Raw genomic sequence first — 14,029 nt, forward strand, 5'->3', positions numbered from 1 at the left:
GTTACCACCAAGCCTCTGGCCGTGCCGTAAATCCTGCCCGCTGTTCGATCGCGAGCCCCGCGTTCAGCACGCCTTGTTCGTCGAGCGGCTTGCCGATGATCTGCAAGCCCAGCGGGAGCCCCTGCTTGTCGAGACCACCCGGCACCGACATCGCCGGCAGACCCGCCAGCGACGACGGCACGGTGAAGACGTCGTTCAGGTACATCGCGATCGGATCGGCCGACTTCTCGCCGAGCGCGAACGCCGCGGACGGGGCGGTCGGCGTGAGCAGGACGTCGCACGTCTCCCACGCCTTCTCGAAATCGCGCGCGATCAGCGTCCGCACCTTCTGCGCCTGCGTATAGTAGGCGTCGTAGAAGCCCGCCGACAGCACATAGGTGCCGATCATGATGCGCCGCTTCACCTCGGGGCCGAAGCCGTCGGCGCGCGTCGCGGCGTACATGTCCTGCAGCCCCGATCCGGCCGGCAGGTCGCGGATGCCGTAGCGCACGCCGTCATAGCGCGCGAGGTTCGACGACGCCTCGGCCGGCGCGATGATGTAATAGGCGGGCAACGCGTATTTGGTGTGCGGGAGCGAGACCTCGACGATCGTCGCGCCGGCATCCTTCAGCCAGTCGATGCCCTTCTGCCAGAGCGCCTCGATCTCCTCGGGCATCCCGTCGACGCGGTATTCCTTGGGAATACCGACGCGCAGGCCCGCGAGGCTGGCCGACAGACCCGCTTCCCATTTCGGCACGTCGAGCTGAAGCGAGGTGCCGTCCTTCGGATCGAACCCGGCCATCGCCTCGAGCAGGATCGCGCAGTCGCGGACGTCGCGCGCCATCGGCCCGGCCTGGTCGAGCGACGAGGCGAACGCGATCGTCCCCCAGCGCGAGCAGCGACCATAGGTCGGCTTGATGCCCGAAATGCCGGTGAAGGCGGCGGGCTGGCGGATCGAGCCGCCGGTGTCGGTGCCGGTCGCGCCGGGGCAAAGCCGCGCGGCGACCGCCGACGACGAACCACCCGACGATCCGCCGGGTGCGAGCGCGGCGTTGCCCCCCACTCCATTGCCGTCGTTGCGCTTCCACGGGCTGATCACATTGCCGAACGCGGAGGTCTCGTTCGACGATCCCATCGCGAACTGGTCCATGTTCAGCTTGCCGAGCATCCCCGCGCCCGCATCCCACAGATTCTGCGAGACGGTCGACTCATAGGTCGGCGTGAAGCCTTCGAGGATATGGCTCGCCGCGGTCGTCGTGACGCCCTTGGTGCAGAACAGGTCCTTCATGCCGATCGGCACGCCGGCCAGCGGCTTGAGCGTCTCGCCGGCGGCGCGCGCGGTATCGGCGGCGGTGGCGGCGGCGATCGCATGCTCGGGCGTCTCGACCAGGAACGCGTTGAGCGCCTTGGCCTGGCTCACCTTGACGATGAACGCATCGGCCACGTCGCGCGCCGAAAAGCTGCCGTCGCGCACGCCGTCGCGGATGCCGGCGATGCCGAGATCGGTAAGGTCGGTCATTATTCGATCACCTTGGGCACGGCGAAGAAACCGTGTTCAGCTACGGGCGCATTGGCCAGCACCTGCTCGCGGATATTGCCGCCGGTCAGCGGGTCGGCGTTGACGACGTCGTCGCGCAGCCGCAGCGTGTTGGGGATGACGGCGGTCATCGGCTCGACGCCGGTCGTATCGACCTCGCCCAGCATCTCGATCCAGCCAAGGATGTTTCCGAGTTCCGGCGCCATGCGGGCGGCGTCCTCGTCGGTGATCGCGATGCGCGCAAGGCTCGCGATCCGCTTCACGGTTGCAGTATCTACGGACATGGCGCTCGGCTAGCACCGCGCGGCGCGGCCGCGCAATATGTTTAAGCCGAGCTCCCCCTCATCCTCCCCCGCCAGGGGGAGGTGGCAGGCGTCAGCCTGACGGAGGGGGAGGAACGGGAAACGCCTGATCCGTGTCCGCCCCCTCCGTCGCCTTCGGCGCCACCTCCCCCTGGCGGGGGAGGATTCATCGGAACCTCACACCCCGCTTAGCGAGACGCGCCCGTTGCAACCGCCCCCCGCTTGCGGCACGGGGGCCAAACCGCCTGCACGGAAGGTCCCGCTTGGCCCGCAAATTCCTCTATTTCGTCACCGCGATGATCGTCCTCGCGATCGCCGCCCTGCTCGCCTATCGGCTTTTCGGCACCGACCTGATGCGGATCGCGATGGTCCCCAGCGAGACGTTCCAGCCGCAGCGCGAGGCGCCGCGCAACATCTATGCGCGCAAGGTCCTGTGGCTCGCGCGACCCGACCGCCCCGGCAATCCGGCGCTCTGGACACCGCCCGGCTACACCCCCGGCAAGCCGGGCACGGGCGCCGCGATCTTCTTCATCCACCCGACATCGTACATCAACCGCGACCATTGGAACGCGCCGATCGACGATCCGGAGACCAATGCGCGCGCGGAGCTGTTCCTGCGCGGCCAGGCGAGCGCGTTCAACGAAGCGGGCGACATCTGGGCGCCGCGCTATCGTCAGGCGACGTTCGGCGCGTTCCTGACCAGCGAGGCCGACAGCGAACGCGCGCTCGCGCTGGCGTACGGCGACGTCACCGCCGCGTTCGACCGCTTCCTCAAGGAAGCCGGCCCGACCCGCCCGATCATCCTCGCCGGCCACAGCCAGGGCGCGCTCCACCTCACCCGCCTGCTGCGCGACCGCATCGCCACCGACCCGAAGCTGAAGACGCGCATCGTCGCGGCCTATGTCGTCGGCTGGCCCGTCTCGCGTACCACCGACCTGCCGCGCATGGGCCTTGGCGAATGCCGCACCGCCGATCAGACCGGGTGCATCCTGTCGTGGGAAAGCTTCGCCGAGCCTGCCGACCCTTCGCTGATCGTCGACACCTATGACAAGACGACGGGCTTCGATGGCCAGCCGCGGAAGGATACGCCGATCGTCTGTACCAATCCGCTGACCGGCACCGCCGACGCGGCGGCGCCCGCGACCGCCAATCTCGGCACGCTCGTACCGTCCGCCGACCTCGCCACCGCGACGATGACGCCCGGCAGTGTGCCCGCGCGCTGTGCCGATCGCGGCATCCTGCTGATCGGCGACGCGCCCGATCTCGGGCCCTATGTCCTGCCCGGCAACAATTATCACGTCTATGACTACAGCCTGTTCTGGGCGAACGTCCGCGCCGACGCCAACCGCCGCCTCGCAGCCTTCACGCGATGATCACGCTCTCCCCCGCGCAGTTCCGCGACGCGCTTCCCGACGGCGGCCGGCTGATCGGGCTCGACGTCGGCACCAAGACGATCGGCACCGCGCTATGCGACGCCGGCTGGTCGTTCGCGAGCCCCGCGCTGCTGATCCGCCGCACCAAGTTCCAGAAGGACAAGGCCGCGCTCGCCGAGATCATCAAGGCGCAGAAGGTCGTCGGGCTCGTCATCGGCCTGCCGATCAACCTCGACGGCAGCGAAAGCCCGCGCTCGCAATCGACGCGCGCGTTCGCGCAGAACCTTAAGGACATGGGGCTGCCGATCCTGCTCCAGGACGAACGCTGGTCGACCGTCGCGGTCACGCGCACGCTGATCGAACAGGATGCCAGCCGCGCCAAGCGCGCCGAACTCGTCGACAAGATGGCCGCCGCGTACATCCTCCAGGGCGCGATCGACGCGCTGGTGACCAGACAGATCTAGCGGACGACCCGGTACAGGGTCGAAGACCCGTTGGTCCAGACGACGCGCAGATCCGCGGCCTGTGCCGCCCCCGGTGGAAACCCGATCGTCCAGACATGCGTGAACGCCGCACGCGGGAAGCCCGCGATCGCTGCGTTGAAGTTGGACCCGATATCGGAACATTGGGCGGGATAGACGCTCTGACTCGGATCGGCGAGATAGGGGGCGGCGACCTGATGCCGGATGCTCAGCAGTTGCTGGCCCGCGATCACCCATTGATCGTTGGTGAAGACGTCGCGCCGGACGATCGCCAGCCCGGGCAGGTGATCGCGACGCAGATCGGTCCACGCATTACCACATGGCCGTGCGATCAATGACAGAACCGCCGCACCCCGCGGGATCGCAGCGATCGCGGCGATCTCGCGCTGCTGTTCGGCGGAGCGCTCGGCAAAGCTCAGCGTCGTGCTGCCAAGGCGGACCGCGACGAACAGCAAGGCGAGCAGCGCGGTGGTTCGCGTCGCCCTCGCCGCGATCGGCGGCGCGATCGCGACGAGCGCGAGCATCATCGCGGCGGGCGCGATCCGCATGTCGACATACGCGCCGCCCATCAACAACCGCGGCAGGATGACGAACGCCGCCAGGCACGCTGCTGCAGGCCAGCCGATGAGCCGCGAAAACCCCCAGTCGGGGCTCCGCACCGCGACGTAAAGCAGCAGGACGAGCGGAACCAGCGAGAGCAGATCGAACGCCTGCCACCGGTCCCTGAACAGCGACAACAGCCACAGCGCCTTGATTGGCACGTTGAACCAGTCCGACGCGCCGAGGCCACCCGCCCCCGCTCCTGGCCCCGCTCCCGCCGCGTATCCCGCCTGCGCGGCCATGATGATCACCGGCCCCGCGAGCGGCAGGCACTGCAGCATCGTGGTGCCGAGCGCGGCACCCCAGCCCCTCCCCGCCGCACGCATGCGCGCGAGCTCGGCGGCCGCCGCCATCAACCCGAACATCCCCCAGCCGAAGCTGTGCGACACCCACAACACGAACGCGATCGCGAAGAACGCCACCGCGCGCACCGCAAACCGCCCCTCCCGCCCCCAGCGGATCCACAAGGCCAGCGCGCAGAAGGCCAGCGCCTGTGACAGCGTAAAATTGACGAAACCGAACTGGAACGGCCAGGCATAAGCGAGCGGCACCGCGAGGATCGCGGTCGGCGGAACGCGCCCGTGCGCCTCGCGCGCCGCCCATAGCAGGCCGATGACGGTCAGCACCGGGATCGCCATCACCGCGAGCTTGGTCGCTGCCTCGAAACCGACCACGCGGGCGAGCGCGGGCACCAGCAGGTCCATCCCCAGATTGGGGATCAGCGCCCAGTGAAACGCATAATAGCGCGCCAGATCGGGCGAGTCGCGCAGCGCCATCGCGATATGCCAGCGACCCATATGCCCGGGCAGGTCGCTTAGCGGCGGCAGCGACGGCCATGCCAATGGCACCGCGGCAGCGACGACGAGCGCGGCCAGGACCCAGCGCCGCTCCCACCAATGCGCGCTGCTGTCGATGACGCCGTCGTTCGCGTTGATTGTCCCCACCATGCGCCCCCCATCGCACGCTGCCCCTAAAACGGGGTTAACCATCCGCGGCCCGGGGGCAAAGACGGCGGCAAAGACGCCGGCAAACCTTGCCCCCGCCGTCGCAGCCCACTACCCAGCGCGCTTGATGCAACGTTCAGATCACCGCCCCGCCACCCTTATCGAGGGCGGCGCCGTCTTCCCGCACCGGCACCTCACCGGGATCGACGGGCTCCAGCCGCACGAAATCGCGTTCCTGCTCGACGAAGCGGAGACCTGGGTCGAGGCGAACCGCACCCATGCGACCCCCGACAAGCGGCTCGCCGGGCTCACGCAGATCAACGCGTTCTTCGAGAACAGCACGCGCACGCTGCTGTCGTTCGAGATCGCGGGCAAGCGGCTCGGCGCCGACGTCGTCAACATGCACGCCGCGCAGTCGAGCGTGAAGAAGGGCGAGACGCTGATCGACACCGCGATGACGCTGAACGCGATGCGCGCGGACGTCATCGTCATCCGCCACATGTCGAGCGGCGCGGTGCGGCTGATCGCGGACAAGGTCGATTGCCCCGTCCTGAACGCGGGCGACGGCCGCCATGAACATCCGACGCAGGCACTGCTCGACGCGCTCACCATCCGCCGCCGCCGCGGCGCGATCGCGGGGCAGCGCGTCGTGATCTGCGGCGACGTGCTCCACAGCCGCGTCGCGCGCTCGAACATCCTCGCGCTGACCGCGCTCGCGGCCGAGGTCCGCGTCTGCGCGCCCTCGACGCTGATGCCCGCCGCGATCCACAAAATGGGGGTGACCCCGTTCACCGATTTCGATGCTGCGCTGGAGGGCGCCGACGTGGTCATGATGCTGCGCCTGCAGAACGAGCGGATGGACGGCGCGTACGTGCCCTCCACGCGTGAATACCGGATGCGTTACGGGCTGACGCTCAACCGGCTCGCGCGCGCGGCGCCCGATGCGCTGGTGATGCACCCCGGCCCAATGAACCGCGGGGTCGAGATTGATTCGGCGGTCGCCGACCACGCGCGCTCGGCGATCACCGAACAGGTCGAGATGGGCGTCGCGGTGCGGATGGCGTGTCTCGACGTGCTGACCCGCCGATCGCGCGGCGTGGAGGGCTGGGCATGATCCTCGCGCTCACCAACGCGACGCTCGCCTGCCCCGTCGGCGGCGTCACCAAGGGCAATCTGCTCGTCCGCGACGGCGTCGTCGTCGCGACCGGGCTGGTCGAGATCCCGGCCGATGCGCAGACGATCGACTGCGCGGGCAAGACGATCGCGCCCGGCATCGTCGACCTCGGCGTCGCGCGGATCGACCGTGCCGCGTTCCGTGCGGGCGGGATCGTCCGCGTCGGGCTGATGCCCGACCAGTCGCCCGTGCTCGACGATCCCGGCATCGTCCAGCGCGCCGCGCTGATCGGCAAGCCCGATCTGTGGATCCACCCGATCGCCGCCGCGACCCAGGGGCTCGCCGGACATGACCTCGCCGAAATGGCGGTCTGCCTGTCGGCGGGCGCGCGCGCGGTCGGCACCGGCAAGCGCTGGATCGCCGATACCGGCGTTATGCACCGCGTGCTCGCCTATGCGCGCGACCTCGACATCGCCGTCGTCACGCATGCCGAGGATGGCGGGCTAACCAATGGCGCGGTCGCGACCGCGGGCGAGACCGCGACCCGGCTCGGCCTGCCCGCCGCCCCCGCGATCGCCGAGGCGCTCGCAATCGCGCGCGACCTTATGCTGGCGGAGGAGACCGGCGCGCGCCTCCATGTCCGCCAGGTCACGACCGCCGCGGGCTTCGACCTGATCCGCGCGGCCAAGCGCCGCGGCGTCGCGGTGACGTGCGGCATCACGCCCGCGCATCTCCATCTGTCCGACATCGCGGTCAGCGATTTCCGCAGCTTCGCGCATCTCTCGCCCCCGCTCAGGAGCGAATCGGATCGCCAGGCGGCGCTGGCGGCGGTCGCCGACGGTACGATCGACGTGATCTGCTCGGCGCACGACCCGCGCGGACCCGAAGAGAAGCGCCTGCCCTTCGCCGATTCGACCGCGGGGATGGCGGGTGCCGAGACGCTCCTGCCGCTCGCGCTGATGCTCGTGCGCGACGGGCACGCGACGCTCGACCGGCTGTTCGCGCTGCTCGCGCGCAACCCCGCCGCGGTGCTCGGACTCGACACCGGAACGCTCGAGGTTGGCAAGCCCGCCGACCTGCTCCTGTTCGACGCGGATGCGCCGTGGCAGATCACCGGCGATGCGTTTGCCGCGAGCGCGAACAACACGCCGTTCGACGGACTACCGGTGCAGGGAAAAGTGCTGCGCGTGTGGAAGGGCGGCCGCGAGATCGTCTGACGCAGGATAGCCCGCCAAGACGTCCGGGCGGCGATCCCGGTCGGTTACCGCGAAGCGACCTGCATCCCGCCCTTGCGCAGCCACTGCGCCATCTGGTCGCCCGCGCCCTCGCGGACGAAGCATGCGCCCCCCGTCGTGCGATAGCGGCGGCACAGCCGGTCCGCCTCGCCGCGGCTGAAGCCTCCGACCGACAAGCGGTAGAACGCGTCGCCGTTTGCCCTGAACGTCATCCCGTTGGGCTGCTGGCCGGCAAATGCTGCAAAGCGCCGCGTCGCGCGGGTCCAGGCGTCCTTCGCCACGCCGACCGTGTCATAGGCGCCGATCTGGACATACCAGTCGCCCGAACGTGCCGGGATCGCAGACCGCATTGCCGCCGCCTGTACGGCTGACGCCGCGGTATCGGGCGCAACACTTGTGCTGCGGTCGGCGAGCCGCGGTGTGGCGTCACGCAGCATCATCGCGGGGCTTCTCGACGGCAGCGCCTGGACAACCTCGCGCCGGGGCGCGAACGTCACCTTTGAAAACCCTGCGACGACGCCCGGTGTTGCCGTCGCATCGTCCTGCCCGGCCGCCGCGAAGGCACGACGGTCGTCGGATTCGCCTGTGTTCGCCGCCGCCAGTGCCTCGACCGGTGCGGCGCCCGAGGCCGGCGCCATCGGTGCCATCAGCGGCGCGCGGTTGAGCGCCAGCGCGACGGGCTGTCCCGCATCTGTCACCGCGCGAACGCCGAGCAGCGCGGCAATCTGCTCATGGGCCGCGGCGGGCTGCGCGAAGGCGGCCCATTGCGCGAGCCGGACATCGACATCGGTCGGTGCGAGATCGGTGGCCGCGACGACGCGTGCAGCCTGCCACTGGCCCGCCAGCGCGAGACTGAGCGCAAGATTCTGCCGGACCTTCGCATTGCTCTCGGACGAGCGGGCGACATCGGTGAGAAGCGTGATCGCGCCCTGCGCATCCCCCGCCAGCGCCAGCGCCAGCCCGCGATCGCTCGCCGGGATGATCGCCGCGTGCTGCGCCAGCGTGAGCCGTGCCGCCTGCCAGTCGCCCCCCGCGGTCTGCATCAGCGCGAGGTTCAACGCCGCCTTGCCATTCTCGGGTGCCAGCGCGAGCGCATCGGCAAATCCCTGTCGCGCGGAGGTGAACCGACCCGCCTCGAGATAGCCTTGCGCCAGCAGCAGGCGATAATCGGCGGATTGCGGCATCATCCCGACGGCAGCCTCGGCGTACCGCACCGCGCCGTCACCATCGCGCTTGGCAAGCGCCGCTTGGGCGCGGCGCGCGTTCGCCATCCCCGCCTTCGCCGCAAACGCATCGTCGCGGCTGCTCGCCGAGGCGATGCCGGTGCCGCCGTCGGATGCACTGCACCCGACCATCGTGCCGCCAAGGACCAGCGCAGACAGGCCCATCGAAAGGAAAACGCGCGTCTTCATCGGATCAAACCCCACCGGTTTACGTGTCGCCCGTCATCGGCAGGCGCGTCGACCGCGTCCTCCCCGGGCACTGTCTCTAGGAAGGCGTCCAGCGCCTCGGTCAGCAGAAACTGGGCGGATCGCCCCGTCGCCGCACTCGCCTGTTTCAGCCGCGCGTGCCGCGCAGGTTCGAGCCGCAACGTGAAGGCGATCCGCTTGACCTTGGCGGGCATCACCGGATCGTCCGCGAGTTCGTTCGCCATCGCCATGTCGGCGGCCGGCAGGCTGAGCGCCATGCGCCTTGGCCCGCGGCGATCGCCCGGCTTGCGCGCCAGCAATGCCGACGACAGCGACGCCAGCGGCTTCGGGTTTGGCGTCATGCCCCCTCCCCCACGACGCGGCGACCGAAGCCCACAGGCGCGGTGCGCTGGCCTCGGGGTGCCGGATGAACCGGGACCGCGAACACCGTCCGCCGGAAATTCTTCTCGAGCCGGTCGCAGATATAGGTCCAGAGCGACTCGACCTCGGCCGCCGACTTGCTCCTGGCATCGACCTCCATCACCGTCCGGCCGTCGATCATCGAGGCGGCGAAGTCGGTGCGCTGGTGGATCGTGATTGGCGCGACCGTCCCGTGCTGCGACAGCGCGACGATCGCCTCGCCGGTGATCCGCGCCTTGGGCGTCGCCGCGTTCACGACGAAGATCAGCGGTTTGCCGGCACGGTCGCACAGGTCGACGGTAGCCCCCACGGCGCGCAGGTCATGCGGGCTCGGCCGGGTCGGGATGACGATCAGCTCGGCGACCGCGATCACGCTCTGGATCGCAATGGTGATCGCGGGCGGCGTATCGATCAGCGCCAGCTTGAACCCCTGGAGCCGAAGGATCTCGAGATCGGCGGCCAGCCGCGAAACCGTCGTCTGCGCGAACGCCGGCGTCTCGTCCTCGCGCTCGTTCCACCAGTCCGTGAGCGACGCCTGGGGGTCGATGTCAATCAGCACGACCGGCCCGTGGCCGGTGCGCTCGGCCTGCACCGCGAGATGGCCCGACAGCGTGGTCTTGCCCGATCCCCCCTTCTGCGATGCCAACGCCAGAACGCGCATGAATCCGCCAACCCCTTGAATGCCTATCTCGAATATCGTCGGGAATGCCATGATGGCGGATAAGAAGCGGTTAACGCGGAGGCAGGAATCGCCCCCGCGGTGCGCGGCAAAAGGCTTAACGTGATCTTTGCCTTCACCGGGCTATGACGGCATGAGGAACGGCAATGGCTTCGATGAGGTGGACGATGCGGAACGTGTTTTTCGGCGCGGTGGCGATGGCAGCCGCCTGCGCTGCTGTGCCGGCGGCGGCGGATGTGAAGGCAGGCGTCGACGCATGGAGCCGCGGTGACTATCGCACCGCGATCGACCAGTGGCGGCCACTCGCGATCGCCGGTGACGCCGACGCCCAGTTCAACCTCGCCCAGGCGTACAAGCTCGGGCGCGGGGTCCCGCTCGACCCCGCGCTCGCGGAAAGCTGGTTCCGCAAGGCCGCGGCGCAAGGACACGTCCAGGCGCAGGACAATTACGGGCTCGCGCTGTTCCAGGCGGGCAAGAAGTCGGAGGCGCTGCCCTGGCTGGAGAAGTCGGTGGCACGCGGCGAACCCCGCACGCAGCTGGTGCTGGGAACGATGCTGTTCAACGGCGACGGCGTGCCCCGCGACTATCCCCGTGCCTATGCCTTGATGACGCGCGCCAGCAGCGCGGGGCTGCAATCCGCCTCGCAGACGCTCGCGCAGATGGATCAGTACATCACGGCCGAGGATCGTCAGCGCGGCACCGCGCTCGCCCAGCAGATCGCCGCGCAGCAAAAGCTGGCGCAGGCCAGCGCTCCCGCCACCATTCGCCCGCAGCAGGCGCCCGCACCGACCGTCCGCACGCCCGTCCCGGCCTCGACACCGGCACAGCCACCGCGTGTCGCCGCGAGTACCACCCCCGCACGCACGGCAGCGCCTGCCCGCAAGGCCGAAAAGCCGGCGCCGAAGCCCGAGGCACCGGCCAAACCTGCCCCCAAGGCAGCGCCCAAGCCCGCACCGGTGAAACCGGCGCCAGCCGCCGCACGCGCATCGGGCAAATGGCGGATCCAGCTCGGCGCGTTCCGCGACCGCGCCAATGCCGAGACGCTGTGGAGCCGTGTCCGCGGAAAGCTGGGTGGTGCACAGCCGAGCTATGTCGCCGCCGGCGCCGTCACCCGGCTTCAGGCCGGCGGGTTCGCGACGCGCGCGGATGCGACCCGCGCCTGTGCCGCGTCAGGCCAGCCCTGCGTCGTCGTCAATCCCTGACGCGTCCGGCGACGGACCTGCCCGCGCCCGGGCACGTCCGTCGCCTCGGTCATCTCACTCGGTTCGCGCCGGGATCCAGCTGATGTCGCGCTCCGCGCGCTGCGGCAGCTCGGCATAGTCGATCAGCCGGGGATGGTCGGTGATCGTGATCTCGCCGCGGCGCCACACCGCGACCCCCTCGGTACGCAACTGCCGAAGCGTCCGATTGACATAGACCGGGGTCAGCCCCGTCAGATCGCCGATATCCTCCTGCGTCAGGGGGGCCGGAAACGCGGTATCGACCGCAGCATCGCTGCGCCGCAGCCGCGACCGCAATTCGAGCATCAGCGCAGCGACGCGGCTGATCGCGCTGGTTCGTCCGATCGAGGCAAGGCGCTCCATCAGCAGCACGCGTTCCTGTTGCGCCACAAGGAAGAACAGCGCGGCAAGCCGGGGGTTCTCGGCGAAGACACGGCCGATCGCCGTGGTCTCGACCACCCCCATCGTCACGTCGCTCAGCGTCTGGATCGTGTCGCACGCCGTGCTTGCCGCGATGCTGGGCATCCCGACCAGATCGCCGGGCAGATGCACCTTCACGATCTGCCGTGCGCCCTGCCCGACGTTGATGCTGCACGTCACCCAACCACTGATCAGCATGTAGACCTGGGGATCGGACGCGCCTTGGCGCCGTACGATATCACCGCGCTTCAGCCGTATCGACGGCCCCGCCATCTGCTTGAACCGCTCGATGTCCGCGACGTCCGCGCCCGTGAATTCCTTGAAGCGCTCAACATTCCAGCCCGCATCCATCCCGTCGACCATTCCTCGTAACGCGTTGAGCAAGCCCCTTAAAACGCATTGGTCGGGTAACAAGGCCGGAGTGGTAAACCCGCTAACTTATATCAACAACTCAGACGGCATGCATGCGCGGCTTCACGTCGGTTGTCAGGGCGTCAGGCGACGATCCAGTCTCGCCGCGGCAGTCCCTGCGCATGGAGGAGCGCGGTCAGGTCGCCATGATCGACGCGCGCCGCCGCGGCCGCCGCGACGATCGGTTTCGCACGGAATGCGACCCCCAGCCCCGCCGCCTCGATCATCGCCAGGTCGTTTGCGCCATCGCCCACCGCAAGCGACTCTTCCACGGCGATCCCCCGCTCGGCAATCGCCGCGTTGAGCGTCGTCAGCTTGGTCGCCGACCCGACGACCGGCTTCGTCACCGTCCCCGTCAGCACGCCATCCGCAACCTCGAGCATGTTGGCGATCGCGCGATCGAAGCCGATCGCTTTTGCCACTGGCTCCGCGAACCGTGTGAACCCGCCCGACACCAGCACCGCCAGCGCCCCGCGCGACCGCATCGTCCGGACCAGCGCCTTGGCGCCTGGCATGATCGTCACGCGCTCGGCGAGACATCGCTCGATATCGCTCTCCGCCAGCCCCTTGAGCAACGCGACGCGCGCATCGAGTGCCGCCTCGAAATCGAGCTCGCCGCGCATCGCGCGTTCGGTGATCTCGGCGATCTGCGGCTTGATGCCCGCATAATCCGCCAGCTCGTCGATGCACTCGACGGTGATCATCGTCGAATCCATGTCCGCGACCAGCAAGGTCTTGGTGCGCGTGTGGCTCGGCTGGACCACCACATCGGTACGCTCGAACGCCCCCTCAAGCGCGCTGCGCGCCGCATCGGGCGCCATCCCGAAGATCAGGTCGGCGGCGTCGCCCTCGTCGATCCAGCCGCTCGCGCCCGGTGCGCAGCCGGCGTCGCGCAACCGGTCCATCGCGGTCGAAATATCGCCTGCGGTCAGCGTGCCCGAGGCTATAAGCGTTGCCGTGAACATAGAACATCTCCCGAAGGTCGCGCTCATCGCAGGGCCGACCGCGAGCGGCAAGTCCGCGCTCGCGCTCGCCATCGCCGCGCGCCACAACGGGGTCGTCATCAACGCCGATTCCGCGCAAGTCTATGCCGATCTCCGCATCCTGACTGCGCGCCCTTCGGCCGAGGAGGAGGGGAGCGCCCCGCACCGCTTGTTCGGCCATGTCGACGCCGCCGACGCGACCTATTCCGCCGCACGCTGGGCCGCCGAGGCGACGCGCGCGATCGACGAGGTGGTGGCGGAGCGCAAACTGCCGATCCTGGTCGGCGGCACCGGGCTCTATATCCGCACGCTGCTCGACGGCATCGCCCCCGTCCCCGCGATCGACCCCGACCTTCGCGAGCACGTCCGCGCTCTTCCTGTCGCCGAGGCGCATGACGCGCTCGCGTTGCTCGACCCGCCCGCCGCCGCCCGGCTCAACGCCGCCGACACCACGCGCGTCGCCCGCGCACTCGAAGTCGTCCGCGGGACAGGCCGCACGCTCGCCGACTGGCAGACCGAACGGGTGGGCGGGATCGGCGACCGGCTCGACGTCCGCGCGCTGATCCTCATCCCCGACCGCGACTGGCTGAACGCGCGCATCGACCAGCGCTTCGCCGAGATGGCCAAGACCAGCCAGAGCGAGGTCGCCGCGCTCCTGGCCCGCACCGACATCCCGCAGGACGCACCGATCCGCCGCGCGATCGGCGTCCCCGAGATCGCCGCGCTCGTCCGCGGCGAGACGTCGTTGACCGACGCGATAGCCGCCGGATCTCTCGCCACGCGGCGCTATGCCAAGCGCCAATATACCTGGCTCCGGCACCAGCCCCCGGCCGCCTGGACGCGCACCGATGCACTCGATTTTCCAACGCGCTTGCAGCAATTTGAAACTATATTGCTCAAATGATGTTTGACACGCATCTT

General features: G+C 69.3%; 14 protein-coding genes. 6 read left to right on the forward strand and 8 right to left on the reverse strand.

The genetic code is table 11. From position 1 onward, the window contains the following. Nucleotide 1 precedes the first annotated feature (1 nt). Nucleotides 2-1,498 (reverse strand): Asp-tRNA(Asn)/Glu-tRNA(Gln) amidotransferase subunit GatA, encoded by a 1,497-nt coding sequence (gatA, locus tag ASE72_RS01745; protein WP_056015861.1) that lies wholly within the window; start codon nt 1,496-1,498, stop codon nt 2-4. Further along, nucleotides 1,498-1,800 (reverse strand): Asp-tRNA(Asn)/Glu-tRNA(Gln) amidotransferase subunit GatC, encoded by a 303-nt coding sequence (gene gatC, locus ASE72_RS01750; RefSeq protein ID WP_031396405.1) that lies wholly within the window; start codon nt 1,798-1,800, stop codon nt 1,498-1,500. Before gatC ends, gatA begins: the two co-directional genes overlap by 1 nt. Nucleotides 1,801-2,081: 281 nt before the next feature. Here gatC and ASE72_RS01755 point away from each other — a divergent pair, with 281 nt between their 5' ends. Both ASE72_RS01755 and ruvX read left to right on the forward strand, forming a co-directional pair. Next, nucleotides 2,082-3,191, forward strand: a complete 1,110-nt coding sequence (locus ASE72_RS01755) for a DUF3089 domain-containing protein (protein ID WP_056015864.1) — start codon at nt 2,082-2,084, stop codon at nt 3,189-3,191. Beyond that, nucleotides 3,188-3,655: a Holliday junction resolvase RuvX gene (gene ruvX / locus ASE72_RS01760; protein WP_056015867.1), complete on the forward strand. Its 468-nt coding sequence runs from the start codon at nt 3,188-3,190 to the stop codon at nt 3,653-3,655. The genes ASE72_RS01755 and ruvX overlap by 4 nt, the downstream gene beginning before the upstream one ends. Here ruvX and ASE72_RS01765 read toward each other — a convergent pair. Next, nucleotides 3,652-5,220 carry a hypothetical protein gene (locus tag ASE72_RS01765; RefSeq protein ID WP_056015869.1) on the reverse strand — a complete coding sequence of 523 codons (1,569 nt, stop codon included), beginning with the start codon at nt 5,218-5,220 and terminating at the stop codon, nt 3,652-3,654. The two genes, ruvX and ASE72_RS01765, sit on opposite strands and share 4 nt — an antisense overlap. A gap of 124 nt (nt 5,221-5,344) precedes the next feature. Here ASE72_RS01765 and ASE72_RS01770 point away from each other — a divergent pair, with 124 nt between their 5' ends. Both ASE72_RS01770 and ASE72_RS01775 read left to right on the forward strand, forming a co-directional pair. Beyond that, nucleotides 5,345-6,331, forward strand: coding sequence for an aspartate carbamoyltransferase catalytic subunit (locus tag ASE72_RS01770; RefSeq protein ID WP_056015871.1), 987 nt, complete (start codon nt 5,345-5,347; stop codon nt 6,329-6,331). Beyond that, on the forward strand, nt 6,328-7,548 hold the full coding sequence (locus tag ASE72_RS01775) for a dihydroorotase (RefSeq protein WP_056015874.1): 1,221 nt from the start codon (nt 6,328-6,330) through the stop codon (nt 7,546-7,548). Before ASE72_RS01770 ends, ASE72_RS01775 begins: the two co-directional genes overlap by 4 nt. 44 nt (nt 7,549-7,592) lie before the next feature. Here the strand turns inward: ASE72_RS01775 and ASE72_RS01780 are convergent, their stop codons facing one another. From ASE72_RS01780 to ASE72_RS01790, 3 genes are read right to left on the reverse strand one after another with little or no spacing between them, the layout of a single operon-like run. Then, complete coding sequence (locus ASE72_RS01780) at nt 7,593-8,978, reverse strand: SPOR domain-containing protein (RefSeq protein ID WP_056015877.1); 1,386 nt, start codon at nt 8,976-8,978, stop codon at nt 7,593-7,595. Then, the gene (locus ASE72_RS01785) at nt 8,975-9,337 is read right to left on the reverse strand and encodes a CopG family ribbon-helix-helix protein (RefSeq protein ID WP_056015880.1); all 363 of its coding nucleotides are present in this window, start codon (nt 9,335-9,337) and stop codon (nt 8,975-8,977) included. The genes ASE72_RS01780 and ASE72_RS01785 overlap by 4 nt, the downstream gene beginning before the upstream one ends. Beyond that, on the reverse strand, nt 9,334-10,056 hold the full coding sequence (locus ASE72_RS01790) for a ParA family protein (RefSeq protein ID WP_056018729.1): 723 nt from the start codon (nt 10,054-10,056) through the stop codon (nt 9,334-9,336). The genes ASE72_RS01785 and ASE72_RS01790 overlap by 4 nt, the downstream gene beginning before the upstream one ends. A 185-nt stretch (nt 10,057-10,241) precedes the next feature. Here ASE72_RS01790 and ASE72_RS01795 point away from each other — a divergent pair, with 185 nt between their 5' ends. Further along, nucleotides 10,242-11,276 carry an SPOR domain-containing protein gene (locus ASE72_RS01795; RefSeq protein ID WP_056018732.1) on the forward strand — a complete coding sequence of 345 codons (1,035 nt, stop codon included), beginning with the start codon at nt 10,242-10,244 and terminating at the stop codon, nt 11,274-11,276. A gap of 54 nt (nt 11,277-11,330) precedes the next feature. Here the strand turns inward: ASE72_RS01795 and ASE72_RS01800 are convergent, their stop codons facing one another. Both ASE72_RS01800 and serB read right to left on the reverse strand, forming a co-directional pair. After that, nucleotides 11,331-12,077, reverse strand: coding sequence for a Crp/Fnr family transcriptional regulator (locus ASE72_RS01800; RefSeq protein WP_056015882.1), 747 nt, complete (start codon nt 12,075-12,077; stop codon nt 11,331-11,333). 131 nt (nt 12,078-12,208) lie between these two features. Beyond that, nucleotides 12,209-13,090: a phosphoserine phosphatase SerB gene (serB, locus tag ASE72_RS01805; RefSeq protein ID WP_056015884.1), complete on the reverse strand. Its 882-nt coding sequence runs from the start codon at nt 13,088-13,090 to the stop codon at nt 12,209-12,211. On the opposite strand from serB, the gene miaA reads away from it, so the two are divergent. Next, nucleotides 13,083-14,012 carry a tRNA (adenosine(37)-N6)-dimethylallyltransferase MiaA gene (miaA, locus tag ASE72_RS01810; RefSeq protein WP_056018734.1) on the forward strand — a complete coding sequence of 310 codons (930 nt, stop codon included), beginning with the start codon at nt 13,083-13,085 and terminating at the stop codon, nt 14,010-14,012. The genes serB and miaA overlap by 8 nt on opposite strands. Nucleotides 14,013-14,029: the final 17 nt, after the last annotated feature.

It is taken from the genome of Sphingomonas sp. Leaf20 (assembly GCF_001421535.1).
Lineage (GTDB): Bacteria > Pseudomonadota > Alphaproteobacteria > Sphingomonadales > Sphingomonadaceae > Sphingomonas.

Excerpts from the sequence above, each read along its gene's own strand:
- ASE72_RS01775 (WP_056015874.1), top strand. The coding sequence starts at position 6,328 with ATGATCCTCGCGCTCACCAACGCGACGCTCGCCTGCCCCGTCGGCGGC.
- ASE72_RS01800 (WP_056015882.1), bottom strand. The coding sequence starts at position 12,077 with ATGGTCGACGGGATGGATGCGGGCTGGAATGTTGAGCGCTTCAAGGAA.
- serB (WP_056015884.1), bottom strand. The coding sequence starts at position 13,090 with ATGTTCACGGCAACGCTTATAGCCTCGGGCACGCTGACCGCAGGCGAT.
- gatA (WP_056015861.1), bottom strand. The coding sequence starts at position 1,498 with ATGACCGACCTTACCGATCTCGGCATCGCCGGCATCCGCGACGGCGTG.
- ASE72_RS01770 (WP_056015871.1), top strand. The coding sequence starts at position 5,345 with ATGCAACGTTCAGATCACCGCCCCGCCACCCTTATCGAGGGCGGCGCC.
- gatC (WP_031396405.1), bottom strand. The coding sequence starts at position 1,800 with ATGTCCGTAGATACTGCAACCGTGAAGCGGATCGCGAGCCTTGCGCGC.
- ASE72_RS01780 (WP_056015877.1), bottom strand. The coding sequence starts at position 8,978 with ATGAAGACGCGCGTTTTCCTTTCGATGGGCCTGTCTGCGCTGGTCCTT.
- ASE72_RS01785 (WP_056015880.1), bottom strand. The coding sequence starts at position 9,337 with ATGACGCCAAACCCGAAGCCGCTGGCGTCGCTGTCGTCGGCATTGCTG.
- ASE72_RS01795 (WP_056018732.1), top strand. The coding sequence starts at position 10,242 with ATGCGGAACGTGTTTTTCGGCGCGGTGGCGATGGCAGCCGCCTGCGCT.
- ASE72_RS01765 (WP_056015869.1), bottom strand. The coding sequence starts at position 5,220 with ATGGTGGGGACAATCAACGCGAACGACGGCGTCATCGACAGCAGCGCG.
- ASE72_RS01790 (WP_056018729.1), bottom strand. The coding sequence starts at position 10,056 with ATGCGCGTTCTGGCGTTGGCATCGCAGAAGGGGGGATCGGGCAAGACC.
- ruvX (WP_056015867.1), top strand. The coding sequence starts at position 3,188 with ATGATCACGCTCTCCCCCGCGCAGTTCCGCGACGCGCTTCCCGACGGC.